This window comes from Serratia sp. DD3 (assembly GCF_000496755.2).
Map to the genome: position 1 here is coordinate 132,917 of NZ_AYKS02000089.1, position 17,063 is coordinate 149,979.

The 17,063-nt window shown below is 50.5% G+C and carries 12 protein-coding genes and 1 riboswitch; of the genes, 2 read left to right on the forward strand and 10 right to left on the reverse strand.

The features are described from left to right. Positions 1 to 13: 13 nt before the first annotated feature. Positions 14 to 1,168, forward strand: coding sequence for a glycerophosphodiester phosphodiesterase family protein (locus tag IO95_RS17945; protein WP_037386419.1), 1,155 nt, complete (start codon positions 14 to 16; stop codon positions 1,166 to 1,168). A 211-nt stretch (positions 1,169 to 1,379) separates the two neighbouring features. On the opposite strand, the gene IO95_RS23625 is transcribed toward IO95_RS17945, so the two are convergent. The 10 genes from IO95_RS23625 to sgrR all read right to left on the reverse strand — a co-directional run bounded on the left by IO95_RS23625 (position 1,380) and on the right by sgrR (position 16,392). Next, positions 1,380 to 2,417 carry a hypothetical protein gene (locus tag IO95_RS23625; protein WP_023490934.1) on the reverse strand — a complete coding sequence of 346 codons (1,038 nt, stop codon included), beginning with the start codon at positions 2,415 to 2,417 and terminating at the stop codon, positions 1,380 to 1,382. A 476-nt stretch (positions 2,418 to 2,893) separates the two neighbouring features. Next, a complete protein-coding gene (rapA, locus tag IO95_RS17955; protein ID WP_023490583.1) occupies positions 2,894 to 5,800 on the reverse strand; it encodes an RNA polymerase-associated protein RapA in 2,907 nt (968 codons plus the stop codon). A 524-nt stretch (positions 5,801 to 6,324) separates the two neighbouring features. Next, positions 6,325 to 8,691 carry a DNA polymerase II gene (locus tag IO95_RS17960; protein WP_023490582.1) on the reverse strand — a complete coding sequence of 789 codons (2,367 nt, stop codon included), beginning with the start codon at positions 8,689 to 8,691 and terminating at the stop codon, positions 6,325 to 6,327. A 76-nt stretch (positions 8,692 to 8,767) separates the two neighbouring features. Continuing rightward, entirely contained in the window at positions 8,768 to 9,061 is a 294-nt protein-coding gene (gene ilvN / locus IO95_RS17965; protein ID WP_023490581.1) for an acetolactate synthase small subunit, read from the reverse strand. 3 nt (positions 9,062 to 9,064) lie between these two features. Then, positions 9,065 to 10,759, reverse strand: coding sequence for an acetolactate synthase large subunit (gene ilvB / locus IO95_RS17970; RefSeq protein WP_023490580.1), 1,695 nt, complete (start codon positions 10,757 to 10,759; stop codon positions 9,065 to 9,067). Between the two features lie 111 nt (positions 10,760 to 10,870). Next, a complete protein-coding gene (gene ivbL, locus IO95_RS25325) occupies positions 10,871 to 10,984 on the reverse strand; it encodes an ilvB operon leader peptide IvbL (protein ID WP_369794375.1) in 114 nt (37 codons plus the stop codon). Positions 10,985 to 11,072: 88 nt separating this feature from the next. Beyond that, positions 11,073 to 11,777 (reverse strand): thiamine ABC transporter ATP-binding protein ThiQ, encoded by a 705-nt coding sequence (gene thiQ / locus IO95_RS17975; RefSeq protein ID WP_023490579.1) that lies wholly within the window; start codon positions 11,775 to 11,777, stop codon positions 11,073 to 11,075. Further along, a complete protein-coding gene (gene thiP, locus IO95_RS17980) occupies positions 11,764 to 13,371 on the reverse strand; it encodes a thiamine/thiamine pyrophosphate ABC transporter permease ThiP (RefSeq protein WP_023490578.1) in 1,608 nt (535 codons plus the stop codon). Before thiP ends, thiQ begins: the two co-directional genes overlap by 14 nt. Further along, positions 13,347 to 14,333 (reverse strand): thiamine ABC transporter substrate binding subunit, encoded by a 987-nt coding sequence (gene thiB / locus IO95_RS17985; RefSeq protein WP_023490577.1) that lies wholly within the window; start codon positions 14,331 to 14,333, stop codon positions 13,347 to 13,349. Before thiB ends, thiP begins: the two co-directional genes overlap by 25 nt. Before the next feature lie 141 nt (positions 14,334 to 14,474). Next, positions 14,475 to 14,598, reverse strand: a riboswitch (TPP riboswitch). A 132-nt stretch (positions 14,599 to 14,730) separates the two neighbouring features. Beyond that, a complete protein-coding gene (gene sgrR / locus IO95_RS17990) occupies positions 14,731 to 16,392 on the reverse strand; it encodes an HTH-type transcriptional regulator SgrR (RefSeq protein WP_023490576.1) in 1,662 nt (553 codons plus the stop codon). Between the two features lie 91 nt (positions 16,393 to 16,483). Here sgrR and sgrT point away from each other — a divergent pair, with 91 nt between their 5' ends. Beyond that, a complete protein-coding gene (sgrT, locus tag IO95_RS24320) occupies positions 16,484 to 16,654 on the forward strand; it encodes a glucose uptake inhibitor SgrT (protein WP_023490575.1) in 171 nt (56 codons plus the stop codon). Positions 16,655 to 17,063: the final 409 nt, after the last annotated feature.

The window sequence follows — 17,063 nt, forward strand, 5'->3', positions numbered from 1 at the left end:
AAAGGAGAATGTAATGAGGAATAATACAATAGTTAATTTTAGCGCCGCTGCATTAAGTGCGATGCTATTAGTTGGTTGCGATAGTGATAGTGATACAAAGACGGAATATGTTAAAGGTGATACCGAGTATGTTACAAAAACGGAATATGTTGAACCAGAACTAAAACCCATTAAATCACCGGTAATCATTGCACACAGAGGTGCAAGCGGATATTTACCTGAGCATACATTAGGGGCTTATGAGTTGGCAGTTAAAATGGGTGCTGAATACATTGAGCCTGACCTTCAATTAACAAAAGATGGGGTACTTGTCGCTGTTCATGATAACACCCTAGCGCGGACAACGGATGTTTTAGATCGCTTTGGTGCTAGAAATGATTCTACTAATGTAGGGGAGTACACCTTAGCGGAGATCAAACAGCTTGAAATGAAGCTAAACAGTACAGCTAAATATACTTACCCTGGTTTTACGCCAGTATCCAATGATCCCTTTAAGGTTCCTACTTTTGATGAAGTGATTGAGTTGGCTCAAAGGCTGTCAAAAGAGACAGGAAAAGAGATTGGTATCTACCCAGAAGCTAAACTGAAAGATGCAGTCCAAGAGGATAAAATATTAGAGTCATTGGAGAAATATGGTTATACTGAAAAAAGTAAAATTTTCATTCAATCTTTTAGTGCGGAAACATTAAGAAGCTTAAAAAATAAAATGCAAAATAGGGGGTATTTATTACCACTGGTACAACTGGGTAATGTGGTTGATAGTGGCTTTAATGATACTGATTACAGTGCCAATTTAGGCGTAGATTGCCAAGATTACTGCGTCCTTACACAAGACAATCCCCCACAGGTGATTCGTCTGGCGGATATAAAAGAATACGCGCCAAATATTGGTGTCTCTCTCTCCACCTCTAAAGCATTGACAACAAGTTCAAGTTGGCCTCTATATACACCTGGACTTTATACTTATGCTCATGACCTGGGTATGACGGTAACCGGCTGGACGTTTGGTAAATCAAGGGCAGATGCTCTGTCTATTTCTGAATACTTGGGTTTCTTTGAATTGGGAATGGACGGATTTTTCTCAAATTACCCTGATATAGCCGTTGAAGCAAAGGCGTTATTTATCGAAACACAAAAACGCTTACCGAGTGAGATCCAAAATAAATAATCAGTAACAGTAAGTTAATCGAGTGATAAAGTGATGGTAGTAGGCTTTATATCCAAAATAATTTGATTTGCTTGTAGGCGGCAACTGAGCGACAAATCGGTCAGGACCGATTTTAACGCCGCTCACGTTAGCCCGTAAGGGGCGAGGTCCACGGATGGACCTCGTCATGTAGCTAACAGCACTGCAGCTTGATTGGCGACGGCTATCAACGTTAATTGATCAACACCGTCAATACGGCAGAGCCCGTAAAGTCACCCGCAATGGGTACCGCGTTGGGTTGATAAATAGAGCGAATAAGAATATTTTTATTCCCGGAGGAACGTGCTGTGGTGGCAGAATATTGGTTAAAAATATTGTCACTGGGTATATCAAAGAGTAACTGACAAGTCCCCCCTGGCCCGCATTGTGTATAATTTTCGCTCTTGCCACTGACGGGATTAGTCCCCTTTAGGGAAAAACTCGCCGACGCCGGTGAAGTGCAATTTAACCCTAACGTGTAATCGTTGGATGGGTAAGCGGTAACACCTTGCTGCAACATGATGGGTCCATGATTAATATTAATGTCACTACCGCCACTACTCAACGAACATTCCGCTTGAACAGTGGCTCGTATATTAATGTACTCTGGGCCAGCAGATAATAGTAAATTAGACACTTCTCTATCAAAAACGGCGGCAGAGGGCCTGCTGGAGGTTGAAGTATAAATAAACTGCATACCGGCATAGATTGGCAGCCGAATATTATAGGCTCCCCCGATGGGATTTTGTAATCTGTATAAAATACCGCCGAAAAAGTTACTTATCCTGGCGATGTTAGCTATACTGCCCGGGATAGGGCAAGGAATATTAGCATTTGGCTGAGGCATGTTTGTTAACAGTTCCCCTGAAGCCCAAAGTGTATAGCCGGGTGGAACGGGAACATTAGTTATCTGCGTCAGCCCCGGGTTGGTGTTATGGATAAAAGTCATTCCTTGCGCAACCGTTTCATTGGGCACCAGCAGCCAAAACCGACGATGTACATACGAGGCAGGAAAAGAGACTACATCGCATTTTACCGCCTGGGCGCTACCATTAGTCCGTGTGAGAAATATATTTTGATATAAAAAAACGGGGACGGTAAAGTTGGATATGGCAATATTAAGATTATTAGCAGGGTTGACCCAACCGGTATAAAAAACGCTGACATAATCCGCTTTGGTTAACGGTGTGAAAAGTAATGTCAATAGCAGCAATGGCAATTTCATCTTCATGATTAATATCTCTGTTGTCATTCTATCCGCAGATGGGTATATACCCTTTGTCCCTCAAGTCGCTTAGTGCTGGCTACAGTTTTCTCTTGTTCCGTGATTCTTGCCCAGCGCAGGGTGCGGTAAGCAATTCAAATGAACTTGGGTATAAATTTGCAGTGCGCGGAGTATACTGCGACTGACCTCGCGAGGTAACCATGATGGCAATGTGATCTATTGATGATTTAATGATGCATTTAGTATAAAAAACGTCACCAATGGGTTTTATATTCTATAAAAACATTTTATTTGAAATATAACACTGAAAATAGTGGTGAGGTTCTGGGGGTGAAAAAGTCCTTTTTTATCGTAGGTACCCGGTTCTTTCTAAGCCTTGTTCCTAATGAGGTGCGCCAGCAGCGTTCATATCTATTATTTGGGGTATATAGCGGGGGATTGCGGTACACGTTAAACGTGAATCAATCCCCCCATAAGTAGGGTTACTGGTGAGACACCACCACCAGGCGGATGGCATCCAGCCGCCACCCGGCCTCGTTCAGGTTAGCCAGCACTTGCTTACGGTTTAATTCCAGCGCTTCCACTTCGTCATCACGGATATTGGGGTTGACCGCCTTCAGGGCTTCCAAACGGGCCAGTTCGCTACTCAAATTATCATCGGCTTGCTGTTTGGCTTGTTCGATCAACTCCCGAGCTTGTTGTTCCAGCAGGTTTTCAGCCTGCAATATCATGCTATGCACTTCCTGCTGCACGGCATTGACCAACTTGCTGGACGTATTGCGGTTAACGGCATTTAACTGGCGGTTGAAGCTTTCAAACTCTACTTGCGCTGCCAGGTTATTACCTTTGCGGTCCATCAGCAGGCGGATTGGCGTCGGCGGCAGAAAGCGGGTCAGTTGCAGTTGTTTCGGCGCTTGTGCTTCAACCACATAAACCAGTTCCACCAACAGTGTTCCTACTGGCAGTGCCTTGTTTTTTAACAGGGAGACTGCGGTACTGCCCATATCGCCGGAGAGGATTAGGTCCAGACCATTGCGAATAATGGGGTGCTCCCAGGTAATAAATTGGGCATCCTCACGGGATAACGCCTGTTCCCGGTCGAAGGTGACGGTACAGCCATCTTGCGGCAGGCCCGGGAAGTCTGGCACCAGCATATGGTCGGAAGGGGTTAGGACAATCAGGTTATCACTGCGATCTTCTTGATTGATGCCGACAATGTCAAACAGATTCAGCGCAAAATTTATCAGATTGACGTCATTATCCTGCTCCGCAATGGTGTTAGCCAGTGCCTGGGCTTGCTCTCCACCATTGGAGTGCATTTCCAGCAGACGATCACGCCCTTGCTCTAACTGTGCTTTGAGTTGGTTGTGTTGCTGACGACAACGATGAATAAAATCATCCAGGTCAGCCTGCTCGTGCGGTGCCGCCAGGTAGCCCATTAACTGCTGGTAGCAACTGTCATAAATCGGCCTGCCAGTGGGGCAGGTATGTTCGAAAGCATCAAGCCCTTCATGGAACCAGCGCCCCAACACCGCTTGGGCGGTATTTTCCAGATAAGGCACCATGATTTGGATATCATGCATCTGGCCGATGCGGTCCAAACGACCAATACGCTGTTCCAGCAGGTCTGGGTTAAAGGGCAGATCAAACATCACCAAGTGACTGGCAAACTGGAAGTTACGCCCTTCGGAACCGATTTCAGAGCACAGTAACACTTGTGCCCCTTCTTCTTGTGACGCGAAGTAAGCCGCAGCGCGGTCACGCTCAATGATTGATAACCCTTCATGGAAAACCGCTGCGCGGATTGCTTCCCGTTCACGTAACACTTGCTCCAGTTGCAGTGCTGTGGCGGCTTTGGCACAAATCACCAGCACTTTTTCATGGCGGTTAGCCACCAAATAATCCAACAACCATTCAACCCGAGGGTCAAAATTCCACCAGGTGGCGTTTTCCCCTTCGAACGCCTGATAAATTTGTTCAGGGTAGAGTAGGTCACGGGCGCGAGCTTCAAGGGTTTTATTCGCGCTCATGATGCCAGAGACTTTAATGGCGGTTTGATACTGCGCTGGGAGCGGAAGCTTGATTTGGTGCAGATGACGGTGAGGGAACCCCTTCACGCCATTGCGGCTATTACGGAACAGGATACGGCTGGTGCCGTGGCGGTCCATCAGCATGGTGACCAGCTCTTGCCGTGCTTGCTGGCGATTATCGCTGTTACTGTTGGCCGCTTTAAGTAATGGCTCAATGTCTTGTTCGTCGATCAGTTCACCCAGCAGGTTGAGTTGATCATCCGTCAACCGTTCGCCGCTTAATAACAGGGCGACTGCATCCGCCACCGGGTGGTATTTTTGTTGTTCAGCGACAAATTCTGCATAGTGATGAAACCGGTTGGGATCCAGCAGGCGCAGGCGGGCAAAGTGACTTTGCTGACCCAGTTGTTCCGGGGTGGCGGTTAATAGCAGTACGCCAGGGATCTCCTCTGCCAGTTGCTCAATAACCTGGTATTCGCGGCTGGGGGCTTCTTCACTCCAGGCCAGATGATGAGCCTCATCCACCACCAGCAGATCCCATTGGGCATCAGCTAACTGAGCAAGGCGTTGGCGGTTACTGCGCACAAAATCCAGCGAACAGATGACCAGTTGCTCGGTTTCGAAGGGATTGCTGCTATCCAGCAAGGCTTCGCTATAGCGGCTATCGTCGAACAGCGAGAAATAGAGATTGAAACGGCGCATCATTTCCACCAACCACTGATGCTGCAAGGTTTCCGGTACTACGATCAATACGCGTTCGGCGCGGCCAGCCAGCAATTGCTGATGAATAATCATCCCGGCTTCAATGGTTTTACCCAACCCCACTTCATCTGCCAATAACACTCGCGGGGCGTGGCGTTGGCCGACTTCATAGGCAATATGCAATTGGTGCGGAATTAAGCTGGTACGCATGCCGCGCAAACCGGCAAACGACAGGCGATATTGTTCACTTTGGTATTTGCGGGCGCGGAAACGCAGGGCAAAGCGATCCATACGATCAATCTGCCCGGCAAACAGGCGGTCTTGTGGTTTGCTGAAGGTCAATTTACTGTCCAGCAGCACTTCACGCATGGCGACGCCGCTTTCCTGCGTATCCAGACGTGTGCCGATATAGGTCAGCAGGCCGTTCTCCTCTTTGACTTCCTCCACTTGCAACTGCCAACCTTCGTGGTTGCTGATGGTATCCCCAGGATTAAACATGACACGGGTGATGGGAGAGTGGTTTCTGGCATAGAGGCGGTTTTCACCGATAGCAGGGAACAATAGGGTAACCATACGGGTATCCAGTGCTACCACGGTACCCAATCCCAATTCGCTTTCTGTATCGCTGATCCAGCGCTGACCAAGTGTAAAAGGCATAATTTGTTGGCTCGATTTTTATTAAGTTAGTCCCGTCACCGGATAATAGTGACTTATACCCTTCATACTTCAAGTTGCTTGGGTGTTAGCTGCAGTTACTCGCCTCATCCGTGAGGCTCGCCCCTATCGGGGCCGCTGCTAGCAGCGTTCAAATCCGCTCCAGGCTGATTTGTCTGTCACCCCAGTCACATAGTCAGCTATGCTCCTGGGGATTCCATCACTTGCTGCCTACAGGCAACTCGAATTATTTTGGGTATATATCCTTCATGCTTCAAGTTGCAGAGCGACTCGCTTGATTTATAAGCTACACTCCATTTGCCGTCTGGCAGCAACATGAATGAATTGGGGTATCGGCGCTTGCAAGGCGCACAAAATTCAGAAGGGCGCTATGGTAATGGAAGGTAGCGCATACGTCACCTGCAAAACCGAATGATTTTGCTGCTTCATCGCAATGTATCCCCCCGTTTATTCTAGTTGCAGCTTTCATCTCTGCCACTTGAAGAGGAGTGGCGATCTATCTCTCCTCAGAACAACCCCATCTGCCCGGTGATCAGGGTGGCAAAGTCATCATGTAGAAAGGGCAGGATAGCGTCAGCCACCGGTTGAAGTTGACGTTCAAGATAGTGGTTGTAATCAATGGGGGAGTGCCGGGTTTCCAGCGGTTCAGGGCCGGCCAGGGTCATTACATAGCTGATCCAACCGCCGTTTTGATATTGTAAAGGCCGCCCTTGTTGGCGATTGTACTCATCAGCAATACGTGCTGCGCGCGCATGAGGTGGGACGTTGCGTTGATAATCGTCCAGCTTACGGCGCAGACGTTTGCGATACACCAGTTGATCGTCAAATTCTCCGTTGAGGGTTTTAGCCACATACTCGCGAACAAACCCCTGATAAGGCTGCTGTTTGAAGATGCGCTGATAAAGTTGCTGCTGAAATTGCTGAGCCAGTGGCGTCCAGTCAGTACGCACGGTTTCCAGCCCCTTGTATACCATGTTTTCACTGCCATCGGGCTGAATACTCAACCCAGCGTAACGTTTTTTACTGCCTTGCTCGGCACCGCGGATAGTCGGCATCAAAAAGCGTGAGTAATGGGTTTCGAACTCCAATTCCAGCGCACTATCCAAGCCATATTGTTGTTGCAGATGTTGCTGCCACCATTGGTTGACGTGGGCAGTCAATTGCTGGCCAATCTCGACTGCCTGCTGTTCGCTATGGGCTTTTTTCAGCCAGACAAACGTCGAGTCGGTATCGCCATAAATCACTTGATAACCCTGTTCTTCAATCAATTGCCGGGTTTGGCGCATGATTTCATGACCCCGCAAGGTTATGGAGGAGGCCAGCCTTGGATCAAAAAAGCGGCAGCCGCTGGCCCCTAACACGCCATAAAACGCGTTCATGATGATCTTCAGGGCTTGTGACAGCGGTTTGTTATGCTGCTGTTTAGCCACTTCACGCCCGTGCCAGATCTGGCGAACGATCTCCGGCAGGCAGTGTTTGCTACGTGAGAAACGAGCTTGACGAAACCCCGGTACTGAAAATTGATCGTCAGGCTGCTGCATCCCTTCCACCAGGCCGACTGGATCGATCAGGAAGGTGCGGATAATAGAGGGGTAGAGGCTTTTGTAATCCAGTACCAGTACCGAGTCGTACAGGCCAGGCTGTGAGTCCATCACAAAACCGCCTGGGCTATGTTCCTCCGGTAATTCCCCTTGATTCGGGGCGACATAGCCTTGCCGATGCATGCGCGGAATATAAAGATGGCTGAATGCGGCGACTGAGCCCCCGCTGCGGTCGGCGGCCAACCCGGTTACCGTTGCTCGCTCTAACAAGAAGGGCAGCAATTCGGTTTTGGCAAAAATACGGGTTACCAGCTCACAATCTTTCAGGTTATAACGCGCCAGAGCCGGTTTATCTTCGGCAAAGCGGCGGTCAATTTCTGCCATGCGCTGATAAGGGTTGTCGATGGATTTCCCTTCCCCAAGTAGCGTCTGAGCAACATATTCCAGGCTGAAAGAGGGGAAATTCCAGGTTGCCGACTTTAGTGCTTCGATGCCGTCAATAATCAAGCGCCCTGCCGCCGAAGCAAAGAAGTGATTCTGTTTGAAACCATGTTCACGCCATTCCAGCAGGTTACCATCACGGCCAAAATGAAGTGGGATCTGATAACGTTCAGCATGCTTCTGTAGCACTCGCAGGTCGAATTGCACCAGATTCCAACCAATGATGGCATCAGGGTCATGCTGTGCCAGCCACTGGTTCAAGCGCTCCAACAGTTGTGGGCGGCTATTGCAGTACTCCAGGTCGAAATCCAGCGGCTCGTTACTGCCATTAGCCGGGCCAAGCATGTACACCTGGCGTTGACCACAGCCCTCCAGGGCTATCGAGTAAAGCTCGCCGTAGGCGGTGGTCTCAATGTCCAGTGAAACCAGCTTTAACGGCGGGCGATAGTGGTCTAAGGGTTTCATCTGGCCATTAAGCCACAGATTATTTGCGCTGGGTTGACCATTGAACCACACCGGAGCAGTGATAAAACGCTCCATCAGATAGCGGTCTGGTGGGCGGATGTCGGCCTCAAAAACCTGAACTCCCGCTTCTTTTAGCCGTTTTTCCAACTTGAGCAACTGACGATAGTGGCGACAATAGAGGCCAATCACCGGGCGGTGGTGAAAATCCAGTAGCTGCAGAGGTTTTAGCTCAATATGGCGTTCTTCACGCAACAACAATTCTGCTTGCTGACGCTGTTCGGCAGGAAAAAACGCCACTGAGGTTTGGGTGGGCAGCCGTAGCCGTTGTGGCCCATGGTCAGTGGCCAACCAGAATTCCACTTCGGTACCGGCTGGGGTATCACGCCAATGGCGAGTGAGTACAAAACCTTGTTGGGGAGCGGTCATATTGTGTTTATCGTTTTTCAAGCCGTAGCATGCGGATACCAGAGTATCGCTACGGCTTGAAATCCGCTAACAGAAACTACTGGAAGAACGCCCCCAACTGTTCAAATACCCGAATATCTTCGTTATGGCGTTTCACTTGTAGTACATCTTCCAGTTTTTCTACCTGGCTAATCATCTGCACCAGACGCTGATCATCCGCCACCAGTAGCCAAATACGACTTTGTTGGCCATCTTTGAGTGGCATACACAAAATACCTTCGACGTTAAATGCGCGGCGGGCAAACAGTCCGCAGACGTGCGTCATAACGCCGGGATGGTTACGCACCGCCAGTTCCAGGATCACTTGTGGATTTTTTTGTAGTGATTGCATGGTTTATTCTCCAATCATTTCAATGTTGGCAGCACCTGGTGGCACCATTGGGTAGACTTTTTCATTAATATCAATCAGGGCGTGGATCAGGCAAGGGCCCGGGCGCTGGATCGCCGCCATCAAGGCTGCTTGCGGATCCTCTGCGGCATTTAAATCACAGGTATCCAGGCCAAAACCAGCGGCAATTTTCAAAAAGTCAGTCTGCTTGGGATAAGCGGCGGCAAAGATATGCTGCTGATAAAACAGCGTCTGCTGCTGATGTACCAGTCCTAATGCCTGATTGTTCATCAGAATGATTTTTACATCCAGGTTGTGCTCAACGGCTGTTGCCATCTCTTGGATATTCATCATCAGGCTACCGTCACCGGAAAAACACAACACTTTACGTTGTGGTTCTGCCAGTGCGGCACCGATGGCGGCGGGCAGGCCAAAGCCCATCGTGCCCAACCCCCCGGAAGTTTGCCATTGGCGCGGGCGGCTTAATGGGTAAGCCTGGGCCACCCACATTTGATGCTGACCTACATCGGTAGTGATAATGGCATTTTCATCTACGCAGCGAGCAGCCGCTTTGACTAACCCATAATGACTCAACGGGTTCTCGACATTCGGCATATTGAGCGGGAACTCTCGCTTCAGATCGTTCACTATTCTCAACCACTCACTGCGGGGTTGTGCTTCGATCAACGGTAACAGTTGTTGCAGTACCTGGTTAACATCACCATGAATGGCGATATTGGCCTGTTTGACTTTACCCAGTTCGGCACGATCGATATCGACATGGATAATCTTGGCATTCGGGCAGAAGTGCTCGGTTTTACCGATCGCCCGGTCATCGAAACGGGCGCCCATGACGATTAACAGGTCGGCTTCCTGCAGGATAAAGTTGGTACTGCGTGCCGCGTGCATCCCTAACATGCCTAAAGATAATGGATGCTCTACTGGCATCGCCCCCAGTGCCATTAACGTCATGGTGGTCGGCAGGTTGGCTCGTTCGGCCATCTCCAGTGCTGGCTGGTGAGCCTGTGAACTGATAATGCCGCCCCCCAGATAGAGTATCGGGCGCTTAGCCTGGTTGATCATCGCGGCGGCCTGTTCAACCTGATGACGGTCAAAGGCCGGTGGTGTGTCCGGTACCGCAATCGGGGGTAATTGATCCCAGGTAATTTCGGCGGTTTGAATGTCTTTCGGGATGTCGATCCATACTGGGCCCGGGCGACCAGACTCAGCGATGCGGAATGCATCACAGATTACCTGTGGCAATTCGCGGATATCACGGACCAAATAGTTATATTTGGTGATAGGGATAGAAATACCGTAGGTATCGACTTCCTGAAAGGCATCGGTGCCGATCATTGAGGAAGAAACCTGGCCGGTGATACACACCAGTGGAATGGAGTCGAGTTTGGCATCCGCAATGGCTGTCACCAGATTGGTGGCACCAGGGCCACTAGAGGCGATACAGACCGCGGCTTTGCCATTAGCACGCGCCATGCCTTGCGCCATAAAGCCAGCGCCTTGCTCATGGCGTGCCAGAATATGCCGGATGCGCGTGCTCTGGCTGAGCGCATCATACAGCGGCAGTGCAGCACCGCCGGGAATACCGGCAATGGTGGTAATACCTTGACGTTCCAACAGATGAACAACCAACTCTGCGCCAGTTAAGCGCTGGCCTTGGTGAGGCGTGCCCGAAATTGCCATGTACCTATCCTTTTCTCAGGGCCGGTTCACATTCTGGGCAGGGGACTAAAACAAGAAACCCCGCCCGGTTTGCGCCGGCGGGGTTTGGGAATCGTTGTGTTGATTCGGACCCTACGGCGCACTGCCGACGACCACCACCACACACACGACGACCACCGCGGCTGGTAGCGCGGTTCTTAGTAGAGTCGAAGTCAGCGAGGATGTGATCACAGGGAACCTTATCATCATTAGTAAAAAACAGGATTTCATAAAACCATAAGTGAATTGTTCGCACAACAGATTTATCAACGCAGGAGAAAAAACGCGACTTGGATCACGACTTGGTGGTGATACCTAATATCCTGGCCTCTGGGGCATGCCCTTCCACCAGCGCCTGAGTTGAGCCGTCATAATAAATATGGCCATCCACCACCAGCAAGGTACGTGGGGCGATGCGCATGGCATCTTCAATATTGTGCGACACCATCAATAGCGTGAGCTGGCGTTGCTGACAGACGTCTTGTAGTAATTGCAGCATTTCACTACGTAGCGCCGGGTCAAGGGCAGAAAACGGCTCATCAAGCAACAGGATCGGTTGTTGGCGCACCAGGCAGCGAGCCAGAGCAGTACGCTGCCGTTGTCCGCCGGAAAGTTGCGAGGGCAGGCGCTGCAGTAGCTCCTCTAGCCCCACCTGTTGAGCGATCTGCGCCAACTGCTGTTTTTGCGCCTTATTTAACCGTAACCCCGGATCCAGCCCCAAACCGATATTTTGCATCACCGTCAGGTGAGCAAACAGATTGTTTTCTTGAAACAACATCGATACCGGGCGTTTAGCCGGGGCGCTAGTGGTATGGTCGTGACCATTGAGCAGCAGCTTGCCACTGGCAGCAGGAAGAAAACCAGCAATCAGATTAAGCAGGGTACTTTTGCCCGCCCCACTGGGGCCCAGCACGGTGACCCGCTCTCCCGGTTGTATGCGCAGGTCAAAACGCATCGGCAGGTGTTGATACAGATAAGTCAGTTTTTCAAGTGTCAGCATGGCGGCCTGGTAAGCGTTCAATCAAGGTAAATAGCAGGAAGCACAACAACAGTAACAACAGCGCTGTGACCGCACCATCATTATTCCGATAGGCACCAATCTGCTGATAAAGGTAAAACGGCAAAGTACGGAATTGTTCGTTACCGAATAAGGCGACCACCCCGAAATCACCAATTGACAATACACAGGCAAAAGCCAGCGCTTGCGTTAGCGGGCGCTTCAGGGCTTTCAGCTCAATCCTGCGTAGCCGTTGCCAGCCATGAATATCGAGTGACAAACAGAGCGGATTGTAACGTTCTGCCAGGTCGCGCATCGGGTTTTCCAGCACTTTCAGCGCATAAGGCACCGCCATTAACGCATTGGTCAGTATCACCAACCCATAAGGGGAGTGGGGTAAGCCGATAGTATCGCTTAATAATAGGAAGAAGCCGGTAGCCAAGACGATCCCGGGCATTGCCAGAATCACCATACCACTGAGTTCCAGTGTCTGGCCCCAGGCAGCTTGGTGCCGTAATTTGAGTTCACGGCTGCTCCATAGCAACATCATGGTGAGCACCAGGCATAACAAGCCAGCGCCGATGGCAATACGCAATGAAGTGAACAGTGCCTGCCACAAGATGGGTTGTTGCAGCACTTCAAGCAGCGCCTGGTTGGCACCATCGATAATAATCGCCAGCAGTGGAGGTAACAGCAGCAACAGGGCAGCGCTAATTAGCAGGGTATCGCTGATGCGTTGCCAAAGACTATCTTCTGGGTTGAACCAGCTTTGTGCTTGAGTATGGCCAACAGGTAATGCCTGGCTGAAGCGCTGGCAGAGTATGACCAATCCCAGGCAGAACCCCAGTTGGATTAATGCCAGTAGGGCCGCCCGGTTAAGATCATAGTCGTAACTTAATGCCTGATAAATCGCCAACTCGATGGTGGTGGCTTGTGGCCCACCACCTAATGACAGCACGGTGGCAAAACTGGCAAAACAGAGCATAAACACTAAAGCAGCACTGGGGAAAAGTTGGCGGCGCAGTGCTGGCCACTCGACAAAACGGAACTGCTGCCAGCCGTTCATACCTAGTTGAGCGGCTAGCTGACGTTGTTCACTCGGAATGTTCTCCAACGCCTGGAGTAATAAACGGGTCGCCAGTGGCAGGTTAAAGAACACATGGGCCAGCAAAATACCTTGCAGCCCATAAGGTGAAAAATGGTAATCCACCCCTAGCCAGGCGCATAAGGCCGCCACCCAACCTTGCCGACCATACACGCTCAGTATGCCGAACACTGCCACCAACACCGGTAACACCAGGGTCATGGCGCATAGACGTAGCAGCAAATTGCGGCCTGGGAAGCGCCGACGATACAGTGCCCGGGCAAGCCAGATGGCGGGGAAAACAGAAAACAGGGCCGATAGCAGCGCCTGCCAAAAGGTGAAACGCACCACATGCCACAAATAACGGTCTTGCAACAGGTTAGGCCCGCTGCTTTCAGGGGCGTGCCGCCATAGAGAACCCATGGCGGCTAACGCGATAAGCAGGATCAGGCCTGCGGCGAGCAGCCCAGGCCATAACCAGGCGGCGATCAGTGGCTGACGGCGGTTTGCCATGCCTGGACCCAGTTACCACGTTGCTGTGCTACTTCTTCTGAACTGAATTGCAAAGCGGTTTTCGGCACCATTATCTGTTCGAAACCCGCCGGGAGTGGCGTATTGGTGACCGGATACATCCAGTTACACGTTGGGATGGTGTTTTGGAATGCCGGTGAAACCATAAATTGCATAAAGCGTTCTGCCAATTCAGGCTGCTTACTGGCTTTCAGCCGGCCCGCTACCTCCACTTGCAGATAGTGACCTTCACTAAAGTTTGCTGCGGCATAGTGGTCTTTTTTCTCTTCGATCAGGTGATAGGCCGGGGAGGTGGTATAACTGAGCACCATATCACTTTCCCCTTTCAGGAACAGGCCATAGGCTTCGCTCCAGCCTTTGGTGACGGTGACGGTTTTCTTTGCCAGTTGTTGCCAGGCTTGTGGTGCATCGTCTCCATAGACTTTCTGCATCCATAGCAGCAGTCCAAGCCCCGGGGTACTGGTGCGAGGATCCTGATAGATGATCTTCCAGGGCTGATCGCTACTCACCAGTTCTTTTAAGCTTTTCGGCGGGTTCTTCAGTTTGTTTTTGTCATAGACGAAAGCAAAATAGCCATAGTCATAAGGCACGAAAGTCTGGTCGTGCCAACCGTCTGGGACATTGAGCTTGCTGATGTCCACCTGGCTGGCGGTGAACAGACCGGTTTGCTGGGCGGCTTGTAGAAGATTGTTATCTAACCCCAGAACCACATCGGCGGCGCTGTTGCTACCTTCCATCTTCAGGCGATTAAGTAATGAAACGCCATCTTCCAGCGCGACGAATTTCAACTCACAATCACAATCTGCTTCAAACGCTTTTTTTACTGCTGGGCCAGGGCCCCAGTCGGCAGCGAAAGAATCATAGGTGTAGACCGTCAGTGTTGGCTTCGCCAAGGCTGGCATGGTTAATAACAGTAATAAACAAGGTAGGTATTTCTTGACCACTTTGCACTCCTGAAAAATAAGGGGCAAAGGTATCTGAGGGCGGGTTCACTAGCTTATTTCAAATTACCCAATAGCTTAGTCAGCATCTTGGCTAATTCAGGTGCTTACCTGTTGGTAGCCACTGGAAATTGATAGCAGAGCAACAACGCAGTACTCAAATCCCTCCGCCGGTATTGACCGGATCAGGTTCGACGGGTGTACTCTCAGCGGAAAAACTGGCTGTGCAGGTGTTGCATTGTATTGAGCAACACCCCGTTGGGCACAGTCCGTTGCGTTTCAGGCAACGATGGGGATTTTCCGCACCCCGTTGAGACGGCGCTATTGTAAAGGCTAATGGGTGCGGGTGAAAGCCGATTATCCCATGTTCCGTAAAAGAACAGTTCCTTTGGGAGGGCGGTTAAACTTCGGGTGGTGCAAACCAGGCAGATTTAAAGTCAAACCAGCCCAGCGTATTCATTCGCACTCCGCGCATGCTGCATTGACCATGCAGTTGTAACCAGTGATGAAACAAAGGATGCAACTGATGGCTGCTCACTAGCCGCTGGCTGAATTCTGCAATTGATAGGCGGTTATCTCGCCATAATAGGGCATTTTGGGCCATATCTTCATTCAGGCAATGCTGAATCAATGGTAATTCATACAACGTAGCAAACAGGGAAAACTCCAGTGGTAGCGTAAAGTTGGCACTGCCCAGCCACAGATCACTTTCTGCCTCGCCTTGATGCCAGGCGTCGTAGCTGATGGTTTGTACCTTGAGGGTGATGTGGTGTTCTGCCAGCAGCGACCCAATGGCTTGCTGGATGGCATGAAACTCGGAGTGTTCACCGTAGAAGGTCAGTGTCAGTGTGGTCAGGTTTGCTGGTTTTTGAGGGGGCTCGAAGGTGCGGTTATGCAACCAGCGTGGCAACATACCATAGGCCGGTGCCCAGTACCGTTGATAGATTGAACTTGCATGGTTAAGCAGTGCAATAGGGTTGAACAACGCACAGAGCCAATGGCGGATTTCGGCATCTGAAGCCAGAGGGGAGCGCTGATCAAACAGTAGAAAGTAGCAGCCTTCTTCTAGTCGGTTTTCCAGTTCATTTTTACCGCTATCATCCCCCTGTAGCTGTACACCGGGATGGATCAGTTCTTCTGCCACTTCCGGCAATAGCCAGATATTAACTTCATCGATGAGGGCGCGATAACCGAAATAGTCATCAAAAGCATGAATTTTCATCTGGCCGTGATGATTGCGCACCACCCGGTAAGGCCCGGTACCCACCGGATGGCGGGAAAAGTCTGGCAGGCTTTGCCATTCCCGTGGCAGGATCATGGCGTGTACACTTCCCAGCAGCCAGGGCAGCCAATAGTCAGGGGTATGGAGATGGACATCAATAACATAAGGCGTAGGGGAAAGTACCCGGTCAATATGTGAAAACAGGGGCAGAGAAATAAGACGGCTTAGTGAATAGGTGACATCCTCCATTTCCAGTTCGCGGCCATGATGAAAATGAATCGCCGGGCGCAGATAAAAACGCCAATGTAACGGGCCGATGGTTTGCCAATGATGTGAGAGGTCCGGTTCGAGTTCCCCATTTTCCTCATTTATGCGAGTTAACCCATTGAAAATCTGCCGGGCCAGATGGGTTTCCGAGCGGCGTAGCGCTGAACCGGGCAGCAGATTGTCAAGTTGGCGATAGTAGAGGACCCGCAAGATATGCTTACCTTGGCGGAAGCTCCGTCCTAACTGAGAGAGCAGCATCTGACGAACCACATTTTTATCGCCCACCAGTTGCACCAGTTGATCGATGCGATCCTGTTCTAATAACTCTTCAGCTCGTTGTTGCTGTAAGGCCAGACCGGTGTAATGAAAATTTAAGCGTGATCGTTTACCGCGCCCGGATTCGGCTTGCCAGCTCAGCCAGCCTTGTTGTTGCATGGTACTGAGTAGTGAACGGACATGGCGGCGTGAACAGCAGAGTACTTGTGCCAGTTCTTGCAGTGTGGTTTCAATAGATTGCCCGTGGCAGTGTTGCCATAGGCGAATAAACTGTTGTTGCAAGCGCGAAGTGGACATAAAAGAGGAACTCTCTGGGTGCAATTCGTCAATTTATCTTTCCCTATATTACGCTGATAATGTGGTTAGTTGAAACAGCGGAGGGAGATTGATGAACCTTTTTTTAGCCAAACAATTTTATCAGGGCTATTTCGCTAATATCGAACAACAGAAAGCCAATTGGCTGAAGGCGGTGCCGATGGAGGCGCGCTTGAATATCCTCGCCCACTTGTTGCAGTGGGATATCCCGTCACTGAATGATAACGAGAGTCGTGGACGGTAACAGTTTCTGAGTAATGGTGTTTTTCACCAGCCAGTGGGGAGACTCACTGGTTTTTTTATGTGCGTCGGGCATGGCGCGTAGCGCTTTGACAGGCGCTGTCCTTTGACTGTGGTGGTCGAAGGGCGACTTGGAGGTGTAAGTCCTCTACACACCCGACGAGGGGAAGTGTTAGCTGAACGGCAAGGGTGCCCATCGTGAGGTGGGATCTGAAGGAAGCTGAAAGCAAAATGCTGGCCTGACGAACAGGAAGCGGTTTAGGCATAACAGTGGGGTAAGGCGGCATATATCGTCAAAGCCCGATACTCGTACGGAACGCTGTTACGTAAAGCCGACAGGTATAAGCAGGAAGGTCGCGCGAATTACCCCGGGAGATCTGTTGCTCTGCCATGGAGCTACCAACATTGTGAGG